This window comes from Rhodovibrio sodomensis, assembly GCF_016583645.1.
Classification (GTDB): Bacteria; Pseudomonadota; Alphaproteobacteria; order Kiloniellales; family Rhodovibrionaceae; genus Rhodovibrio; species Rhodovibrio sodomensis.
This window is the reverse complement of the sequence record NZ_NRRL01000025.1, coordinates 1-17,093: the sequence shown is the minus strand read 5'-3', so window position 1 is coordinate 17,093 and position 17,093 is coordinate 1. Positions and strand designations below refer to the sequence as shown.

Genomic DNA, 17,093 nt, shown 5'->3' with positions numbered 1-17,093 from the left:
ACCCGCCCCGGGCCCGTTCGGCCCGGGGCGGGCACCGCCTTGCAGACAGCACGAACGGTAAGCCCATGCCCGAGAAGATGATCTTCAAGACGCCGCTGGGGAGCCGGGGCGCCCTGCGCGCCCGGGTCGACGCCAACTACCGCGGCGACGAGACGGCCTGCATCGAAACCCTGCTGGGCGCGCTGGACGACCTGCCGGAGAGCAGCCGGCAGAACGTCCAGAGCTACGCCCACCAGCTGGTCGAGGCGGTCCGCGCGGAGACCGCGCACCAGGGCGGGATCGACGCCTTCCTGCACGAATACGGCCTGTCCACCCAGGAAGGCGTGCTGTTGATGTGCATCGCGGAGGCGCTGCTGCGTATTCCGGACGACGACACGCGCGAATGGCTGATCCGCGACAAGCTGGGCTCGGCGGACTGGAAGCAGCACCTGGGCCACTCCCGCTCGCTGTTCGTCAACGCCTCCACCTGGGCCCTGATGATGACCGGGCAGGTGGTGCGCATGCACGACGCGCGCGGCCATGGGCCGGACTACGCGCTGCGCCGCCTGATCGCGCGGCTGGGCGAGCCGGTGGTGCGCGAAAGCGTCAACCAGGCGATGAAGATCATGGGCCGGCAGTTCGTCATGGGCCGGACCATCGAAACCGCGCTGGAGCGGGCGCAGGCCTGGGAAAAGCGCGGCTACAGCTATTCCTACGACATGCTGGGCGAGGCCGCCCGGACGATGGCCGACGCCCGGCGCTACTTCGACCACTACAAGAACGCGATCCAGAAAATCGGCGCCAAGGCCGACGGTAAGGGCCCGATCAACGGCCCGGGCATCTCGGTCAAGCTGTCGGCGCTGCACCCGCGCTACGAGGTCGCCAACCACGACCGGGTGATGGACGAGCTGATGCCGCGCCTGCGTGCCTTGTGCGTTGAAGCGGCGCGCTACGATATCGGTCTGAACATCGACGCGGAGGAAGCCGACCGCCTGGACATCTCGCTGGACTGCATCGAGGCGATCTCCGGCGATCCGGACCTGAAGGCCTGGCAGGGCTTCGGCGTCGTCGTGCAGGCCTACCAGAAGCGCGCCTATTCCCTGCTCGACTGGCTTGCCGACATGGCGCGCCGGCACGAGCGGCGGCTGATGGTGCGCCTGGTCAAGGGCGCCTACTGGGACATGGAGATCAAGCGCGCCCAGGAGCAGGGCGTGGAGGACTACCCGGTGTTCACCCGCAAGACCAACACCGACGTCTCCTACCTGGCGTGCGCGCGCAAGCTGTTCGCCAACACGGACGCGTTCTATCCCCAGCTCGCCACCCACAACGCGCAGTCGATCGCGAGCGTGCTGGAATACGCCGGCAACAGCCGCGACTTCGAGTTCCAGCGTCTGCACGGCATGGGCGAGGAGCTGTACGAGCGGGTGATCGAGCACGACCAGGTCGGCGCGGGCTGCCGGATCTACGCGCCGGTCGGCCAGCACGAGGACCTGCTCGCCTACCTGGTCCGGCGGCTGCTGGAGAACGGCGCCAACAGCTCGTTCGTCAACCGCATCCAGGACGAGTCCCTGCCGGTCGAGGAGATCGTGGCCGACCCGGTGCGCGCGGTGCGCGGCCTCGCGCGCGCGCCGCATCCCCGGATTCCGCTGCCGCGCGACATCTACGGCGGGAACCGGGTGAACGCGAAGGGCGTCGACCTGTCCGACCTGGTGCAGCTGGATGCGCTCAGGCAGGACATGCAGAAGGTCCTGCGCGAGCGCTGGACCGCCGGCCCGATCGTGGGCGGCGACGCCGCGGCCGGTCGGGATGGGCGCGAGACCGTGATGCCGCACGACCGCGCCCGGGTGCTGGGCGAGGTGACGGAAGCGACGGACGACCAGATCGAGCGTGCGCTCACCACCGCCCAGAAGGCGGCGGGCGACTGGGCCGCCAAGCCGGTCGGCGAACGCGCCGCCTGCCTGGAGCGCGCCGCCGACCTGATGGAACAGGAGATGTCGAGCATCCTCGGCCTGCTCGTGGCGGAGGTCGGCAAGACCCTGAACGACGCGGTCTCGGAGGTGCGCGAGGCGATCGACTTCTGCCGCTACTACGCCCTGCAGGCGCGCCAGACCCTGTCCGGCGAGATCCGCGTGCGCGGCCCCGCGGGCGCTGGCGACCGGATTTCGATGCGGGGCGGCGGCGTGTTCACCTGCATCAGCCCCTGGAACCTGCCGTTCGCGATCTTCAACGGCCAGGTTGTCGCCGCGCTGGTGGCGGGCAACGCCGTGCTCGCCAAGCCGGCCGAGCAGAGCCCGCTGATCGCCGCTCGCGCGGTCCGGCTGCTGCATCGCGCCGGCATTCCGCCGGAGGTATTGCATCTGCTGCCGGGCGACGGCGCGCGCGTCGGCGGCGCGCTGACCCGCGACCCGCGGATCTCCGGCGTCTGCTTCACCGGTTCGACCGAGACGGCGCGGCGGATCAACCGCACGCTCGCCGGCCGCGACGGCGCAGCGATCCCCTCGCTGATCGCCGAGACCGGCGGGCAGAACGCGATGATCGTGGATTCGACCGCGCTGACCGAGCAGGTCGCCCGCGACGTCGTCGTCTCCGCCTTCCAGAACGCCGGCCAGCGCTGTTCGGCCCTGCGCGTGCTTTACGTGCAGGAGGACGTCGCGGAACGCACGCTGGAAATGATCTCCGGCGCGATGGACGAGCTGCGGGTGGGCGATCCGCAGCTGCTGTCGACCGACGTCGGCCCGGTGATCGACGACGGCGCGCAGGCGACCATCGACAAGCACATCAAGCGGATGCTGGGCGACGCCAAGGAGGTCCGCCGGGCGCGCCTGGGCCAGGGCACCGACAACGGCAGCTTCGTGACCCCGGCCGCGTTCGAGATCGACCGGATCGACCGGCTGGAGCGCGAGGTGTTCGGCCCGGTGCTGCACGTCGTGCGCTATCGGGCCGACCGGCTGGACCAGGTGGTCGATGCGATCAACCGGACCGGCTACGGCCTGACCATGGGCGTGCACAGCCGGATCGACGAAATGTGGAAGCGCGTGTACGAGCGCGCGCGCGTCGGCAACTGCTACGTCAACCGCAACCAGATCGGCGCGATCGTCGGCGTCCAGCCGTTCGGCGGGCAGGGCCTGTCGGGCACCGGCCCGAAGGCGGGCGGCCCGCTCTATCTGGAACGGTTCGTGCGCGAGACGGGGGGCGACGGCGCCGTCGCCACACCTGCGGATGCGGCCGGTACCCCGGTCGATCTGAAGGCGCCGCTGATCGCCCGCAAGTCGCTCGACCAGGCGGTCAGGACGCTCGGCAAGCAGGGCCACGAATGGCTGCCGCCGGTCGCCGAGCGCGCGGCGGTGCTGGAGCGCGCCGCCGACGCGATCGATGCGGGCGCCAAGCCGCTGCAGAAGCTGAAGGACGCCGGCGACGCCCAGGCGGGCGCGGCCTACCTGCGGGTCTACGCCGCGCAGGCGGCCGACGAGCTGGCCGAGCCGCGGCAGATGCCGGGTCCGACCGGGGAGCGCAACGAGCTGGCGTTCTGGCCGCGCGGCACGGTCGCCTGCCTGGCGTTGGCCGGCGACGACACGGCGTCCCAGCTGAGTGCGCTGATCGCGCAGGCGGGCGCGGCGCTTGCCGCCGGCAATACCGCGCTGCTGTGGGCCGAGGCCGAGGGCGCGGCGGCGGCGGTCGCCCGCGTGCTGCACGACGCCGGCGTGCCGGGTTACGCCGTGCAGGCGATCGAGCCGGGCCAGGACGCCGGGCTGGAGGCGCTGTTGACGGCCGAGCCGGTGCACCTGACCGCGCTCGCCGGCAACCGGGCGAGCGCGGCCGCGGTGAACGCCCGGCTGGCTGAGCTCGACGGGGCGATCCGCACGCTGGTCTGCTTCCGGCCGACGCCGTCCGGCGACGGCGCCGCCGATGCCGGCCAGCCGGTCGCGAGCAGCCCGGCCTATCTGCACCGCTTTGTCCACGAGCGTGCGCTCTCGGTCGACACCACCGCGAGCGGCGGCAACGCCTCCCTGCTGTCGATCGAGGAGGGGCCGCAGCTGCCGGGCCAGGTCGCCGCGGAGTAGGGCATCCGGCCGGGGCCCGGTTGGCCGAAGCTCGGCTCGCAGGGGCCCAGTTCGCACGGGCTTAGTTCATGGTCGCGAGCGTGCCGCGCCGGGGCCGGAAATAGGCGGTCTCGCGCACCAGCTGGTCGGGTACGATACCCAGCAGCCAGGGGTCGTAGTCGTACACCGTCTCGGCGACGATCAGCGCCTCGCCGCCGAAGGTGACCAGCCCGCCGGGGATGTTGGCGACGCCGCCGACCGCACCGACGGTGCTCGCCGCCGGCAGGCTGCCGCCGCCGGCCGACTGCCAGGCGACCTCGGGCGGGTCGTTTTGCGACGGCACGACCACGCCGCTGACGATGATGCGCAGTTTCGGCCCGGCCTCGAACGGGTTCATCAGCACCGGCGAGGCCGAGAACAGCGACGACAGGTCGCTCGCCGAGACCTGCTCCGGCCGGCTGATGATGTCGCCGACGTTGCCGGCGACGTTCTGGACCTTCATGTACAGCTGGACGTACCGGCCGATTTCCACGGTGCCCAGCACGGTGATCACGAGGATCGGCAGAACCAGCGCGAACTCGATCGCGGCGGCCCCGCGCGTCGATCTCAGCAATCGGCGCAGGTTCCGGGTCATTGGATGTCGTAGGGTTCGTTGCGGATTGGAACGGAGCTGGACAGCTCGATATCCTTGACGATCGGCTGCATCAGCCCGGTGATGCCCGGCCACGGGTAGCGGACTTCGTAGACCACGATGTCTTCTGCGTCACCCAGCCCGGGTGTGCCCTGGTCTGCGTCCCAGCCGCCGTTGCCGTTGACGTCGTTGAAGGTCTCGCCCGTGTCGTACTGGCCGTTGGCGTTGGCGTCGTCGAAGCCTTCGGCCTGATCGATCCGCTCGAAGCTCTGATACGCCTTGGTGTCGATCCGCAGCCGGTCCATGCGGACCAGGCCGAAGGTCCGTTGCTCGATGATCCGGCGAATCATCTCCTCGCGCGTCCCGCTGGCTGGCTGGGCGCCGGTGGCGCCGTACCGCGCGGCCTGCAGCGACGCGCTGTCGAGCATCGAGGCCGTGGTCAGTAGGACCGCGAACTCCAGCAGGCCGCCCATCAGCAGCACCATGGGCAGGGCGATCAGACCGAACTCCAGCGCGCTGGCGCCGCTGTCGTCGCGGCGCACGCGGCGCAGGCGGCGCAACCGCCGGCCCGGCCGTCTCATTCCACGATCCTCAGGTTGGCGAGTTCCTGGCCGATCGTCCGGAACGCCGGCGCCAGATCGGCGTTGTCGGGGGCGTGGAAGTAGTTGCCCGGGTCGCTGGCGCAGGTGCGGAACAGATCGCGGATCGGCCCGCCGCTGGCGCCGCCGCCGAAGGTGATCGTGTAGATCGTGATCCCCTGGCTTTTCATCTGGTCGCAGACCTTGGCGAACTTGCCGTCGAGCGTGCTCAGACCGTCGTCCTCGTCGGTCGCGCCGGGCATGAAGGTCTCGCCGATCCGGCCATAGCCGGTGTAGTCGGAGACGTAGTCGTCGTCCTTGTCGTAGTCGAAGAACTGGTTCTGCCCATCGGACAGCACGATCGCGACCTTGCTGACCTGCTCGTCGCCGTAGTCGACCGGCCAGACGCTGCCCGGCCAGACGCCGCGCCAGCGCGGCGACAGAGTGCGCCAGCCCCAGACCAGGCCGAGGTTGCTGGTGGTGCCGCCGCGGTGCCAAGCCGCCATCTCGTCGATCGCGTCGGTGATCTCCGAGCGCTCGCGCGTCAGCGGCGTGATCGCCGGGCCGCAGCCCAGGTTGGGCCCGGTGCCGGCGTTGCGGGCCGCCTGGGAGTCGTCGATGCCCGGCCACTCGTTGCCGTCGGCGTCCGGATCCGTGTCCCAGCGCGTCGAGGGGTAGTGGTAGACATCGAACCGTTCGGTCGTCGGCGGGTCGTCGGTCTCGTCCCGGCCGCTCACCCAGCGCGCCTCGACGCAGCCTTTCCAGCTGGTTGGGCTGAAGCTGGGCCCCCCGTCGACCCAGCCGCCGTTCGACGCCCCGACATTCACGGTCGAGGTGTAGGGGACCAGGCTGAACCACAGCTCGTCGTAGCGCTCGGCATCGCCGAACACGATGTCCACCAGATCCTGCGCCGCCGCCTTCATCGCGTCGATCTTGCTGCCGTTCATCGACCCGGTGTTGTCCATCACCAAGGCGATCTCGGAGCCCGAGGTGACCCGCTGGATGACCGACCGGGCGGACACGGTCACGTTGTCCTTGCCGAAGATCCGCATGAAGGTCGTCGGCATCGAGGTTTGGGCGGTGACCGTGATGAACTCGGCGTTGCTATCGATCTGGATGTCGATGTCGGCGGCGGTGATGTCGCTGCCCATCAGCCCGTCGGGATAGTTCGCCGCGAAGAACGCCCGGGCGTCGGCCTCGACCCGGTCCTCCAGCGCCACGCGGCCGGCCGCGAGCCCGGCGGCGTCGAGTGCCTTGCCCATCCGGGATTCCACGACAAAGGCGCGCGCGGTATCGATCGCCAGCCCGGTCCCGCCGACCAGCGGGATCGTGCTGAGCGCCATCACGATACCGGCGCCCCCGTCGCGCGCCCGCAGGCAGCGCGCAACCGTCTGGAACAGTTTCGACCTCAGGTTGGAACGGTTCGCTCGCATATCATCCTCCGCGCTGGGGAGGACAAAGCTAACGCGCGCAATTTAAGTATCCGTAAATGACTGAGACGGCATTTAATAGAAGAAGTGCCGTATATTCGATAGAATACGTCGTTACTTTCAGAATGTTTTTTCGCCAAATCCGAAAGCCGCACCGCTGTTGGGCCGCGGATACAGCCCACAGCTGGGCCCAGCCAGACCCTGCCCGTGCCCCAAGATCCTGCGCGCTAGGATCCCGTGCCCTGGGCGAGCGCTTCCCGGCGTTCCTCCAGCTCGAGCCAGCGGGTTTCCGCCTTGTCGAGCGCGCGCTGGGCGCGCTGCAGCTCCTCGGTCGCCTGCTGGTAGCCGTCGGGATCGCGGGTGAAGAAGTCCGGTTCCGCGAGCTTGGCCTGCAGCTCGTCGATGCCCTGCTGCAGCTTCTCGATCTTGGCCGGGAGCTCGTCCAGCTCGCGCTGTTCCTTGTACGACAGCTTGCCCTGCGTGCCGCCGGAGCCGCGCTTGCCGGGCGCCTTCTGGTCGCCCCGCCTCTGGCTACCGGCTTTCTGGCCGCCGGCCTTCTTGTCCGCCTTGGCCTTGTCGCCCATCCGGGCGCCGCCCTTGGGGCCGCGGCGCTGGCTGAGCGCGTCGGTGTAGCCGCCGGGGAACTCCTCGACCCGGCCGTCGCCTTCCATGGCGACGATGCTGGTCACCGTCTTGTCCAGGAAGTCGCGGTCGTGGCTGACCAGCAGCAGCGTGCCGTCGTAGTCGCCCAGCACCTCGACCAGCAGGTCGAGCGTCTCGACGTCCAGGTCGTTGGTCGGCTCGTCCATCACGATCAGGTTGGAGCGCCGGGCGAACAGGCGGGCGAGCAGCAGGCGGTTGGTCTCGCCGCCGCTGAGCGCCTTGACCGGCTGGCGGGCCTGGCCCTCCTCGAACAGGAAGTCCTTCAGGTAGGCGACGACGTGCCGGGCCTTGCCGCCGACGTCGATCGTGTCGCCGCCGCCGGGGGCGAGCGTTTGCCAGAGCGTTTTCTCGGGATCCAGGCTCTCCCGGCGCTGGTCGAAATAGATCGGCTGCAGGTTGGTGCCGTGGCGCACCTGGCCGCTGTCCGGGTTCAGGTCGCCCGTGAGCATCTTGATCAGGGTGGTCTTGCCCGCGCCGTTGGGGCCGATCACGCCGATCCGGTCGCCCTTGCGGATGCGGGTGGAGAAGTCGCGCACGACCTCGACCCGCTGGCCGTCTTCGCGTTCGAACCCCTTGGAGAGCCGCTCGGCCTCGATCACGGTCTTGCCGGAGCGCTCGGCCTCGGCGACCTGCAGGCTCATCTCACCCGGCTTGGCCTTTAGCATCTCCGCGCGGGTCTGGCGCAGCTCCTGCAGTTCCGCAAGCCGGCGCTGGTTGCGTTTGCGCCGGCCGGAAATGCCGCCGTGCTCCCAGTGCGCTTCGCGGGCGATCTTCTTGTTCAGCTGGTACAGCTGCTCGGCCTCGGCCTGGCGAACCTCCTCGGCCCACTGATCGAACCTCTCGAAGCCGCGATCGGTGGTCCGCAAGGTGCCGCGATCCAGCCACAGCGTGCAGTTCGACACCGCGCGCAGGAACGCCCGGTCGTGGCTGACCAGGATCAGCGTGCCGCGAAAGCGCTTCAGCTCGCCTTCCAGCCACTCGATCGTGGGCAGGTCGAGATGGTTGGTCGGCTCGTCCAGCAGCAGCACGTCGGGCTCGCTCACCAGCGTGCGGGCGAGCGCGGCGCGCCGGCCCTCGCCGCCCGACAGGGTGCCCAGGCGCCGCCCGGCCTCCAGGTCCAGGCGCGCCAACACTTGGTCGACCCGGTGTTCCTCGTGCGCGACGTCGCCCGGCAGGCCGCCGGTGACGTAGGCGTGCACCGTCTGCTCCGGAGGCAGGTCGGGCTGCTGCGGCAGATACGCGGTCTTGGCGCCGGGCTGGATGAACAGCTCGCCCCGGTCGACCTCGACCTCCCCCGCGAGCGCGCGCAGCAGGGTCGACTTGCCGCTGCCGTTGCGCCCGACCAGGCACGCCCGGTCGCCGCGCGCCAGCGTCGCGTCGACATGCTCCGCCAGCACCTCGTGGCCAAGCGCGAGGCGGACATCCTTGAACTGTACCAGCGGCGGGTTGCTCGCCATCGCTTGGCGGCTCTTCCACGGTGAGGAGGCAGGGCGCAGCCGCGCGTTCCCTCTCCTCCCATGGGAGGAGAGGGGCAGGGTGAGGAGGTAGCTCACGGCCCCGCCGTTGCGACGGCCGTCAAAGCGGCGCCGTGGAGCTGCACGGCCCTGCAGACCTACCTCACTCTGGCCGTCTCCTTCGAGCGACGGAGAGGGGACGCGCTTCAGTGCCGTGCACACATATCGGATTGGGGTGGGCGGCGTCCAACGCCCGCGCGCTAACGCCTGAGCCCGCGCTGCTTGCGGATCTGTTCGTAGGCGCCGTTGATCGCGGCGACCTTTTCGTTCGCCATGTCGATGAATTCCTGCGGCATGCCCTGGCTGACCAGCGTGTCGGGGTGATTCTCCCGGACCAGCCGGCGGTAGGCGCTCTTGACCTCGGCGTCGCTGGCCTCGCGGGAGACGCCCAGGATCTCGTAGGGATCCTTACCGTCGCCGGTGGCGTTGGCGGCGCGGATACGCTCCCAGCTCTCCTGGTCCAGGCCGAAGGTGAAGGCGACCTGTTCCAGGTAGTCGAGCTCGGGCTGCGTCACGTCGCCGTCGGCGCGGGCGATGTGGAACAGGCCGTCCAGCACCTCCTCCAGGACCATCGGGTTGTCCTTGAACATCCGCCCAAGCTGCTTGGCGTAAGGCTCGAACCCACGGGAGTCGCGCCGGGCCTGGTTGAACACCTTGCCGACGTTCTTGATCTCCTCCGGCGGCACCTGGAAGACCTGCCGGAACGCCTGGATCTCGTTCTTGGTGACCACGCCGTCGGCCTTGGCCATCTTGGCGCCCAGCACGATCACGCCGATCGTAAAGGCGATTTTCTTGGTGTTGTCGTCGGCGTTGTGATCGGCCTCGGGGTGCTCCGGGCCGCCGGGCTCGGCGGCATCGGCGTCCTGATCGCTCAACGCGCGCGTGGAGTCCCGCATCCGGTCGACGGCATGCCCGGCCAGGCCGCCCAAAATGGCCCCCAGCGGTCCGCCCACCGCGAAGCCCGCGGTGCCGCCCACGATCTTGCCCCAGATGCTCATCAGATGCTCATGCCGCCGTGCTTTGCTACCCAAGGACCCTGCCGGTGGCGCCCGGCCAGGCGCATCCGCCGCGGCCGCCGTGCCGCGTAAGGCCCTGTCCGGCCATCTTCCACGCCCGGGACACGCGGAGCAAGGACGCTATTCGCAGCGGGCATGACACGTTAACGCCGCGGTCACTTGTGCAGTGCACAATAAACACTATCTTAGACCTGCCACCAACGGGGCGGATGCCGCGACAAGGGCGCCCCGCCGGTGCGCGTTTCTGGGGAGGAACGCCGAGACGCATGAAGGGCTGCCGGCCGCGGGTCACCGCGGTGTCGGGCACGAGAGACCGGTAAAAGCTGTTAGGCGCTCCCCAAAATGCCGTACATCCGCAAGCTGACCCCCACCGACCGTCCCGCGATCCGCGCCCACCTGGCCCGGCTCGACCCGGAGTCCCGGCGCCGACGCTTCGGCTATCCGATCACGCCGGAGGCGGCGGCCGCCCACGCGGACACGCTCGACTTCACGGACACCATCCTGCTGGGCCGGATCGATGGCGGCGCGCTGCGCGGCGTCGCCGAGGTGGTACCGGCCGGGAGTTCCGGCGCGACCGGCGAACTGGGTCTGTCGGTCGAGCCGTCCTGGCGCGGCCAGGGCCTGGGCACCGAGTTGACCCGCCGCGCGTTCACGATCGCGACCAACCGGCACATGCGCCGGGTGATCGTGATGTGCGTCGCCGACAACGTGCCGATGCAGCGGATCGCCCGGAAGCTCGGCGGTTTTGTCCTGAGCCACGGCCAGGAGGTCGAAATGGCGGTCGACCTGCCGCACCCGAGTGCCTGGTCGGTGGCGCAGGAGAACGCGATCCACGGCGGCGGGTTCCTGGGCGCCGCGTTCGACCAGTGGGCCCCGCTGGACAGCCGCCCGGTCGGCGTCGACTGATCCCGCCACCTTCCGGCGGGCGTTGACCCGCGGCGTAAAGCTTGCTCCGTTAGCCCGCAGGTTTAACGGACGCGCGCGATCTCTCCATGAGGCGCGGCAACCTCCTCACCCTGTCCCTCTCCTCCCATTGGAGGCGCGGGGACCCTCCGTAACGGCCGTTTACGCTCGCCGCGATCGGGCAGAGCGCCGCGGCGGGTTCCCTCTCCTCCGCATGGGAGGAGAGGGCTAGGGTGAGGAGGTGGCCCGCGCCATCCGCGAGTGCCGCACGCGTCCCAGATTGGCGGAGAGGAGCAAGGCGCATGGCCTCGCGCAGCGAGCGTGCCGGGACCCTGCCGGGGCAGGAGAGTGAACGCAGCGCGGCAGAGGGCCGCTGGCAGTTCTGGGTCGACCGCGGCGGTACCTTCACCGACGTCGTCGCGCGCACGCCGGCGGGCGAGCTCAAGACCCACAAGCTGCTGTCCGACAATCCCGAGCAGTACGACGACGCCGCGCTGCAGGGCGTGCGCGACTTCCTGGGCCTGAAACCCGGCCAGGACATCCCCGCCGACCAGATCGAGGCGGTCAAGATGGGCACCACCGTCGCCACCAACGCGCTGCTGGAGCGCAAGGGCGAGGCGACGGCGCTGGCGATCACCAAGGGCTTCCGCGACCAGTTGCGGATCGCCTACCAGAACCGCCCGCAGTTGTTCACCATGCGCATCGACCTGCCGGAACTGCTGTACGGCGAGGTCGTGGAGATCGACGCGCGCGTCACCGCCGAGGGCGCGGAGCTGAAGGCCCCCGACCGCGCGCAGATCGCGCGCGACCTGAGGGCCGTCTACGACAAGGGCGTGCGCGCGCTCGCGGTCGCCTGTCTGCACGGCTACCGCTATCCCGAGCACGAGCGCCTGGTCGCCGAGGTCGCGCGGGAGATCGGCTTCACCCAGGTCTCGACCTCGCACCAGGTGAGCCCGCTGATGAAGCTGGTCAGCCGCGGCGACACCACGGTCGTCGACGCCTACCTGTCGCCGATCCTGCGCCGCTACGTCGACAAGGTCGCGGGCGAGCTGGGCGACGTGCAGCTGATGTTCATGCAGTCCAACGGCGGGCTCACCGACGCGCACTTCTTCCAGGGCAAGGACGCGATCCTGTCCGGGCCCGCCGGCGGCATCGTCGGCGCGGCGCGCACGGCCGCGATGGCGGGCTTCTGGAAGCTGATCTCGTTCGACATGGGCGGCACCTCGACCGACGTCGCGCACTACGACGGCGCCTACGAGCGCGCGTTCGAGACCCAGGTCGCGGGCGTGCGCATGCGCGCGCCGATGATGCAGATCCACACCGTCGCGGCCGGCGGCGGGTCGATCCTGCACTTCGACGGCACCCGCTACCGGGTCGGTCCGGACAGCGCGGGCGCGAACCCCGGGCCGGCCTGCTATCGCCGCGGCGGGCCGCTGACGGTGACCGACGCCAACCTGATGCTGGGCCGCATCCAGCCCGCCTTCTTCCCCAAGGTATTCGGCCCGGGCGCCGACCAGCCGCTGGACGGCCAGGCGGTGGAGACGCAATTCCACGAGCTGGCCGAGCGCATCCAGCGCGAGACCGGCGACAGGCGCGCGCCCGAGGAGGTCGCCGACGGCTTCCGCCGGATCGCGGTGGAGAACATGGCGAACGCGATCAAGAAGATCTCCATCCAGCAGGGCCACGACGTCACCGGCTACACCCTGAACTGCTTCGGCGGGGCGGGCGGCCAGCACGCCTGCGACATCGCCGACACGCTGGGGATGACGCGGATCTTCCTGCACCCCTTCGCGGGCGTGCTGTCGGCCTACGGCATGGGTCTGGCCGACCTGCGGGTGATGCGCGAGCAGGCGGTGGAGAAGCGCTTCGCCGAGAACGTCCTGCCGGAGGTCGAGGCGGCGCTGGACGAGATCGGCGCCGACGGCCGCAAGGAGATGCAGCGCCAGGGCGTGGACGAGAGCCGGATCGAGACGGTCCGGCGCGTGCACCTGCGCTACGACGGCACCGACAGCGCGCTGGTGGTCGAGCACGGCAGCCGCGACGAACTGGTCCAGCGCTTCGAGGCCGCGCACAAGCAGCGCTTCGGCTTCGTCCTGCCCGACAAGCCGCTGATCGTGGAGGCGGTCTCCACCGAGGTGATCGGCCGCACCGACCAGGCGGAGGACCCGGTGGTGACCCCGGACACCGAGGTCGAGCCGCTGGCGCCGCTGGAGACCGTGCGCCTCTACACCCACGGCCGGTGGCACGACACGCCGGTCTACGACCGCGCCGACCTCTTGCCCGGCGAGACGGTCGACGGCCCGGCGATCGTGATCGAGCCGAACTCGACCACCACGATCGAGCCCGGCTGGCGCGCCGAACTCACCGAGCGCAACCACCTGGTGCTCAACCGCGTGAAGGCGAAGAGCCGCGAACACGCGGTCGGCACGCAAGTCGATCCGGTGATGCTGGAGGTGTTCAACAACCTGTTCATGTCGGTCGCCGAGCAGATGGGCTCGACGCTGGAGAACACCGCCTACTCGGTGAACATCAAGGAGCGCCTCGACTTCTCCTGCGCGGTGTTCGATTCCCAAGGCAACCTGGTCGCCAACGCCCCGCACATGCCGGTCCACCTGGGCTCGATGGGGGAGAGCGTGCGCACCGTGATCCGCGAGAACGCGGGGACCTTGCGCAAGGGCGACGTCTACATGCTGAACGACCCGTATAACGGGGGCACCCACCTGCCGGACATCACCGTGATCACCCCGGTGTTCGACACGGCCGGCGAGACGATCCTGTTCTACGTCGCCAGCCGCGGCCACCACGCCGACGTGGGCGGAATCACCCCGGGTTCGATGCCGCCCAACTCCACCCGCGTGGAGGAAGAGGGCGTGCTGATCGACAACTTTAAGCTGGTCGACCGGGGCGAATTCCAGGAGCAGGCGCTGCGCGACCTGCTCGCCAGCGGCGACTACCCCGTGCGCAACGTCGTCCAGAACATCGGCGACCTGCAGGCCCAGATCGCCGCCAACGAGAAGGGCGTGCGCGAGATCGGCCGGATGGTCGAGACCTTCGGCCTGGAGGTCGTCCACGCCTACATGGGCCACGTCCAGGACAACGCGGAGGAGCAGGTCCGCCGGGTGCTGGATGCGCTCAAGGACGGCAGTTTCACCTATCCGCTCGACAACGGCTCGGAAGTCGCGGTCGATATCACCATCGACAAGACCGCGCGCACGGCCAGGATCGACTTCTCGCGCACGAGCCAGCAGCGCCCCGACAACTTCAACGCGCCAAAGGCGGTGGCGCGCGCGGCCGTGCTCTACGTCTTCCGCACCCTGGTGTCCGACGACATCCCGATGAACGAGGGCTGCCTGAAGCCGCTGGAGCTGGTGATCCCCGAGGGGTCGATGCTGAACCCCAAGTACCCGGGGGCCGTCGTCGCCGGCAACGTCGAGGTCAGCCAGACCATCACCGACACGCTCTACGGCGCCACGAACGTGATGGCGGCAGCCCAAGGGACGATGAACAACTTCACCTTCGGCAACGACCGCTACCAGTACTACGAAACGATCTGCGGCGGCTCCGGCGCCGGCCCCGACTTCGACGGGACGAGCGCGGTGCACACCCACATGACCAACTCCCGCCTGACCGACCCCGAGGTGCTGGAATGGCGCTTCCCGGTGCTGCTGCAAGACTTCCACATCCGCCAAGGCTCCGGCGGCCAGGGCCGGCACACCGGCGGCGACGGCACCCACCGCCGCCTGCGGTTCCGCGAACCGATGACGGCCGCGATCCTGTCCAACCACCGCAAGGTCGCCCCGTTCGGCCTGGAGGGCGGCGAACCGGGCGCCCTCGGGCGCAACTGGGTCGAGCGGGCCGACGGGTCCGTGGAGGAGCTGTCCGGCACCGACCGCGTGGAGATGGCGGAAGGCGACGTGTTCGTGATCGAGACGCCGGGGGGTGGGGGATTTGGCGACAAGTAGAAAACTAGAGGTTGTTCAAAATGTGCAGAAATGATGCTGCCTATCCGTACAACATCGTGCGTGTCGTAGGATCTGAACTCACACTATCTGTGAGTTTGCGTTTCCTTACGTCTAAGATAGCTGGTGTGCAATTATGCATATTTTCATATGATATTTGCTCATGTAGTATTTCATTGATGACAGATGCCCGGTTCTTGGGTAAATATTCGCTTTTAAAATACAGTTTTATTGCATAATAGTTTCCATCGATAATTAATCCCAACTCGGGATTAGATCTTATGTTCAGATTTGATAGATTAACGACAGATTTTGGTGGTTCAAACCATTTTATATTTTTTCCTTTAGCCCATTTTATGTAGTTTTTGATAGCGTCTGGATAGTGTTTTGCCTTATTCGCGTTTGCCTTGTAGCCGCTGATTTTTTTAAGTTCATCTACGGGCTCCCCGTTCCTATGTATTTCGACAATACGGTCTCGCAATTGTTTCCACATATCTTTTGATGGAATATAGCCTTCGTCAATGAGTTGTTTTGTTTTCTTTACCACCGTATATTTCGGAGTGCCGGCTTTCGCAACGAAATCAACGAATTTTGTAAGCGGTATCTCGGCCATAGTTACCTTCTACCCTAATGGATGCACGCGTCGCGCTTATCATTTCGTATAAACACAATTTAAAGAAATGCGAGTGTCTGATACTCGTGCTCTGTGCCGCGATGGCTTCGTGTCTTGGTGGTGTATCTGCGTTTACCGTCGAAGCGCGTTCCGAGTTGACGTTCCGTGCCGACCGGCTACCCTTCAGGTAAGTAGTCCGGCGGGTGAGCCAGGCATGAGAAGCGATCTTTACGAGCGCGACTTCTATACGTGGACGCAGGATCAGGCGGCACGGCTGCGCGGTCTGGCCGGGCGGAACGACCTCGATGTCGCGCATCTGGCGGACGAGGTGGCGGACTTGGGCAAGAGCGAACTCAACAAGACCCGCCAGCACCTGCTGCAGGCCTTCGTCCATTTGATCAAGCTGCTCGCCAGCCCGGACGACCAGCCGCGCGGCCATTGGTTGGCGGAGGTGCGCAATCAGCTGCGTCAGGCGCGCGACGCCTATTCGCCGGGCATGCGCCAGCACATTGACCTCGACCGGCTGTGGCAGGCCGCGCTCAGCGACGCGCGCGACCAGCTGGCCGACTACGGCGACGCCGGCCCGTTTCCGGACGAGACCTGCCCGTTCGCACTCGCGGAACTGGTCGACGGCGGTCTGACGGTCGACAGTGCGCTCGAGCGCCTGCGCGAAACCTGATCGCCTGGGGCTTCGGCAATACGTAGGCCGGTTCACCACCAAGACAGATTGCGTCCAGTGGGGTGGTGTAACAGAGGCAGCCATCTGGATGTCGCCGCGGGTTGGGCGCGGCTACTCCGCGGCGAGCGCCGGGGGAGTGTTGGTGTCCTCAGGCTGGCATAGCGCCTGGAGCGTTTCCACCGGCATGTAGCGGCGGGTGACCGCCCAGTCCTCGTGCTGCTCCAGCAGCACGGCGCCGACCAGGCGCTCGACCGCCTCTTCGTTCGGAAAGATGCCGACCACGTTGGTCCGGCGTTTCACCTCCTTGTTGAGCCGTTCGAGGGTATTGGTGCTGTGCAGCTTGGTGCGCAGCTCCTTGGGGAACTGCATGAACGCGAGGACGTCGTGCTCGGCGGCGTCCATCAGTTCGGCGGCTTTGTCGAACTGCGGACGCAGGCGGTCGGCGACCTCACGCCATTGCTGGTGCGCATCCTCCGGCGTCTCCTGGGTGAACGCCGTGCGGATCATCGCGGCGACCATGGACTTCTGGGCCTTGGGCACGCGGGCCAGCACGTTGCGCATGAAGTGCACGCGGCAGCGCTGCGTCGTGGCTCCCAGCACCTTCTCCACAGCGCCCTTCAGGCCCTGGTGCTCGTCGGCGACGACCAGCTGAACGCCACGCAGCCCACGGCTGGTGAGCTCGCGCAGGAACTCGGTCCAGAACGTCTCGGCCTCGGATAGGCCAATCTTCATGCCCAGCACCTCGCGCCGGCCGTCGGTGTTGACGCCCACCGCCATGATCACCGCCAGCGACACGATGCGCTGGTTGCGGCGGGCTTTGACGTAGGTCGCGTCGAGCCAGACAAATGGCCAGTCGCTTTCGAGCGGGCGGTTCAGGAACGCCTGGACGCGCTCGTCGATCTCCTTGCACAGCCGCGAGACCTCCGACTTCGAGACGCCAGTGCCGCCCATCGCGTGCACCAGGTCGTCGACGGCGCGGGTGGAGATCCCGTGGACGTAGGCTTCCTGGATCACGGCGACCAGCGCCTTTTCCGTGGCGCGCCGCGGTTCCAGGAAGCTCGGGAAGTAGGAGCCCTGGCGGAGCTTGG

General features: G+C 68.3%; 11 protein-coding genes. 4 read left to right on the top strand and 7 right to left on the bottom strand.

The window, feature by feature from the left end; translation table 11 throughout:
* Nucleotides 1-65: 65 nt before the first annotated feature.
* Nucleotides 66-4,040: a bifunctional proline dehydrogenase/L-glutamate gamma-semialdehyde dehydrogenase PutA gene (gene putA, locus CKO28_RS11010; RefSeq protein ID WP_242480492.1), complete on the top strand. Its 3,975-nt coding sequence runs from the start codon at nucleotides 66-68 to the stop codon at nucleotides 4,038-4,040.
* 61 nt (nucleotides 4,041-4,101) lie between these two features.
* Here putA and CKO28_RS11005 read toward each other — a convergent pair whose 3' ends face one another.
* The 5 genes from CKO28_RS11005 to CKO28_RS28860 all read right to left on the bottom strand — a co-directional run bounded on the left by CKO28_RS11005 (nucleotide 4,102) and on the right by CKO28_RS28860 (nucleotide 9,833).
* A complete protein-coding gene (locus CKO28_RS11005; protein WP_200340830.1) occupies nucleotides 4,102-4,653 on the bottom strand; it encodes a TadE/TadG family type IV pilus assembly protein in 552 nt (183 codons plus the stop codon).
* Nucleotides 4,650-5,231: a TadE/TadG family type IV pilus assembly protein gene (locus CKO28_RS11000; RefSeq protein ID WP_200340829.1), complete on the bottom strand. Its 582-nt coding sequence runs from the start codon at nucleotides 5,229-5,231 to the stop codon at nucleotides 4,650-4,652. The genes CKO28_RS11005 and CKO28_RS11000 overlap by 4 nt, the downstream gene beginning before the upstream one ends.
* Entirely contained in the window at nucleotides 5,228-6,661 is a 1,434-nt protein-coding gene (locus CKO28_RS10995; protein ID WP_200340828.1) for a pilus assembly protein TadG-related protein, read from the bottom strand. The genes CKO28_RS11000 and CKO28_RS10995 overlap by 4 nt, the downstream gene beginning before the upstream one ends.
* Nucleotides 6,662-6,885: 224 nt before the next feature.
* Nucleotides 6,886-8,778 (bottom strand): ATP-binding cassette domain-containing protein, encoded by a 1,893-nt coding sequence (locus CKO28_RS10990; RefSeq protein ID WP_200340827.1) that lies wholly within the window; start codon nucleotides 8,776-8,778, stop codon nucleotides 6,886-6,888.
* Between the two features lie 257 nt (nucleotides 8,779-9,035).
* Complete coding sequence (locus tag CKO28_RS28860) at nucleotides 9,036-9,833, bottom strand: TerB family tellurite resistance protein (RefSeq protein ID WP_200340826.1); 798 nt, start codon at nucleotides 9,831-9,833, stop codon at nucleotides 9,036-9,038.
* A gap of 360 nt (nucleotides 9,834-10,193) precedes the next feature.
* Here CKO28_RS28860 and CKO28_RS10980 point away from each other — a divergent pair, with 360 nt between their 5' ends.
* Complete coding sequence (locus tag CKO28_RS10980; protein WP_200340825.1) at nucleotides 10,194-10,757, top strand: GNAT family N-acetyltransferase; 564 nt, start codon at nucleotides 10,194-10,196, stop codon at nucleotides 10,755-10,757.
* Between the two features lie 299 nt (nucleotides 10,758-11,056).
* A complete protein-coding gene (locus CKO28_RS10975; protein ID WP_200340824.1) occupies nucleotides 11,057-14,716 on the top strand; it encodes a hydantoinase B/oxoprolinase family protein in 3,660 nt (1,219 codons plus the stop codon).
* A gap of 40 nt (nucleotides 14,717-14,756) precedes the next feature.
* Here CKO28_RS10975 and CKO28_RS10970 read toward each other — a convergent pair whose 3' ends face one another.
* Nucleotides 14,757-15,326 carry a hypothetical protein gene (locus CKO28_RS10970; protein ID WP_200340823.1) on the bottom strand — a complete coding sequence of 190 codons (570 nt, stop codon included), beginning with the start codon at nucleotides 15,324-15,326 and terminating at the stop codon, nucleotides 14,757-14,759.
* Nucleotides 15,327-15,540: 214 nt separating this feature from the next.
* Here CKO28_RS10970 and CKO28_RS10965 point away from each other — a divergent pair, with 214 nt between their 5' ends.
* Nucleotides 15,541-16,005, top strand: coding sequence for a DUF29 domain-containing protein (locus tag CKO28_RS10965; RefSeq protein WP_200340822.1), 465 nt, complete (start codon nucleotides 15,541-15,543; stop codon nucleotides 16,003-16,005).
* Nucleotides 16,006-16,116: 111 nt separating this feature from the next.
* On the opposite strand, the gene CKO28_RS10960 is transcribed toward CKO28_RS10965, so the two are convergent.
* Nucleotides 16,117-17,093, bottom strand: a 977-nt coding sequence (locus tag CKO28_RS10960) for an IS256 family transposase (RefSeq protein ID WP_200340821.1), incomplete at its 5' end; no start/stop codon positions are given.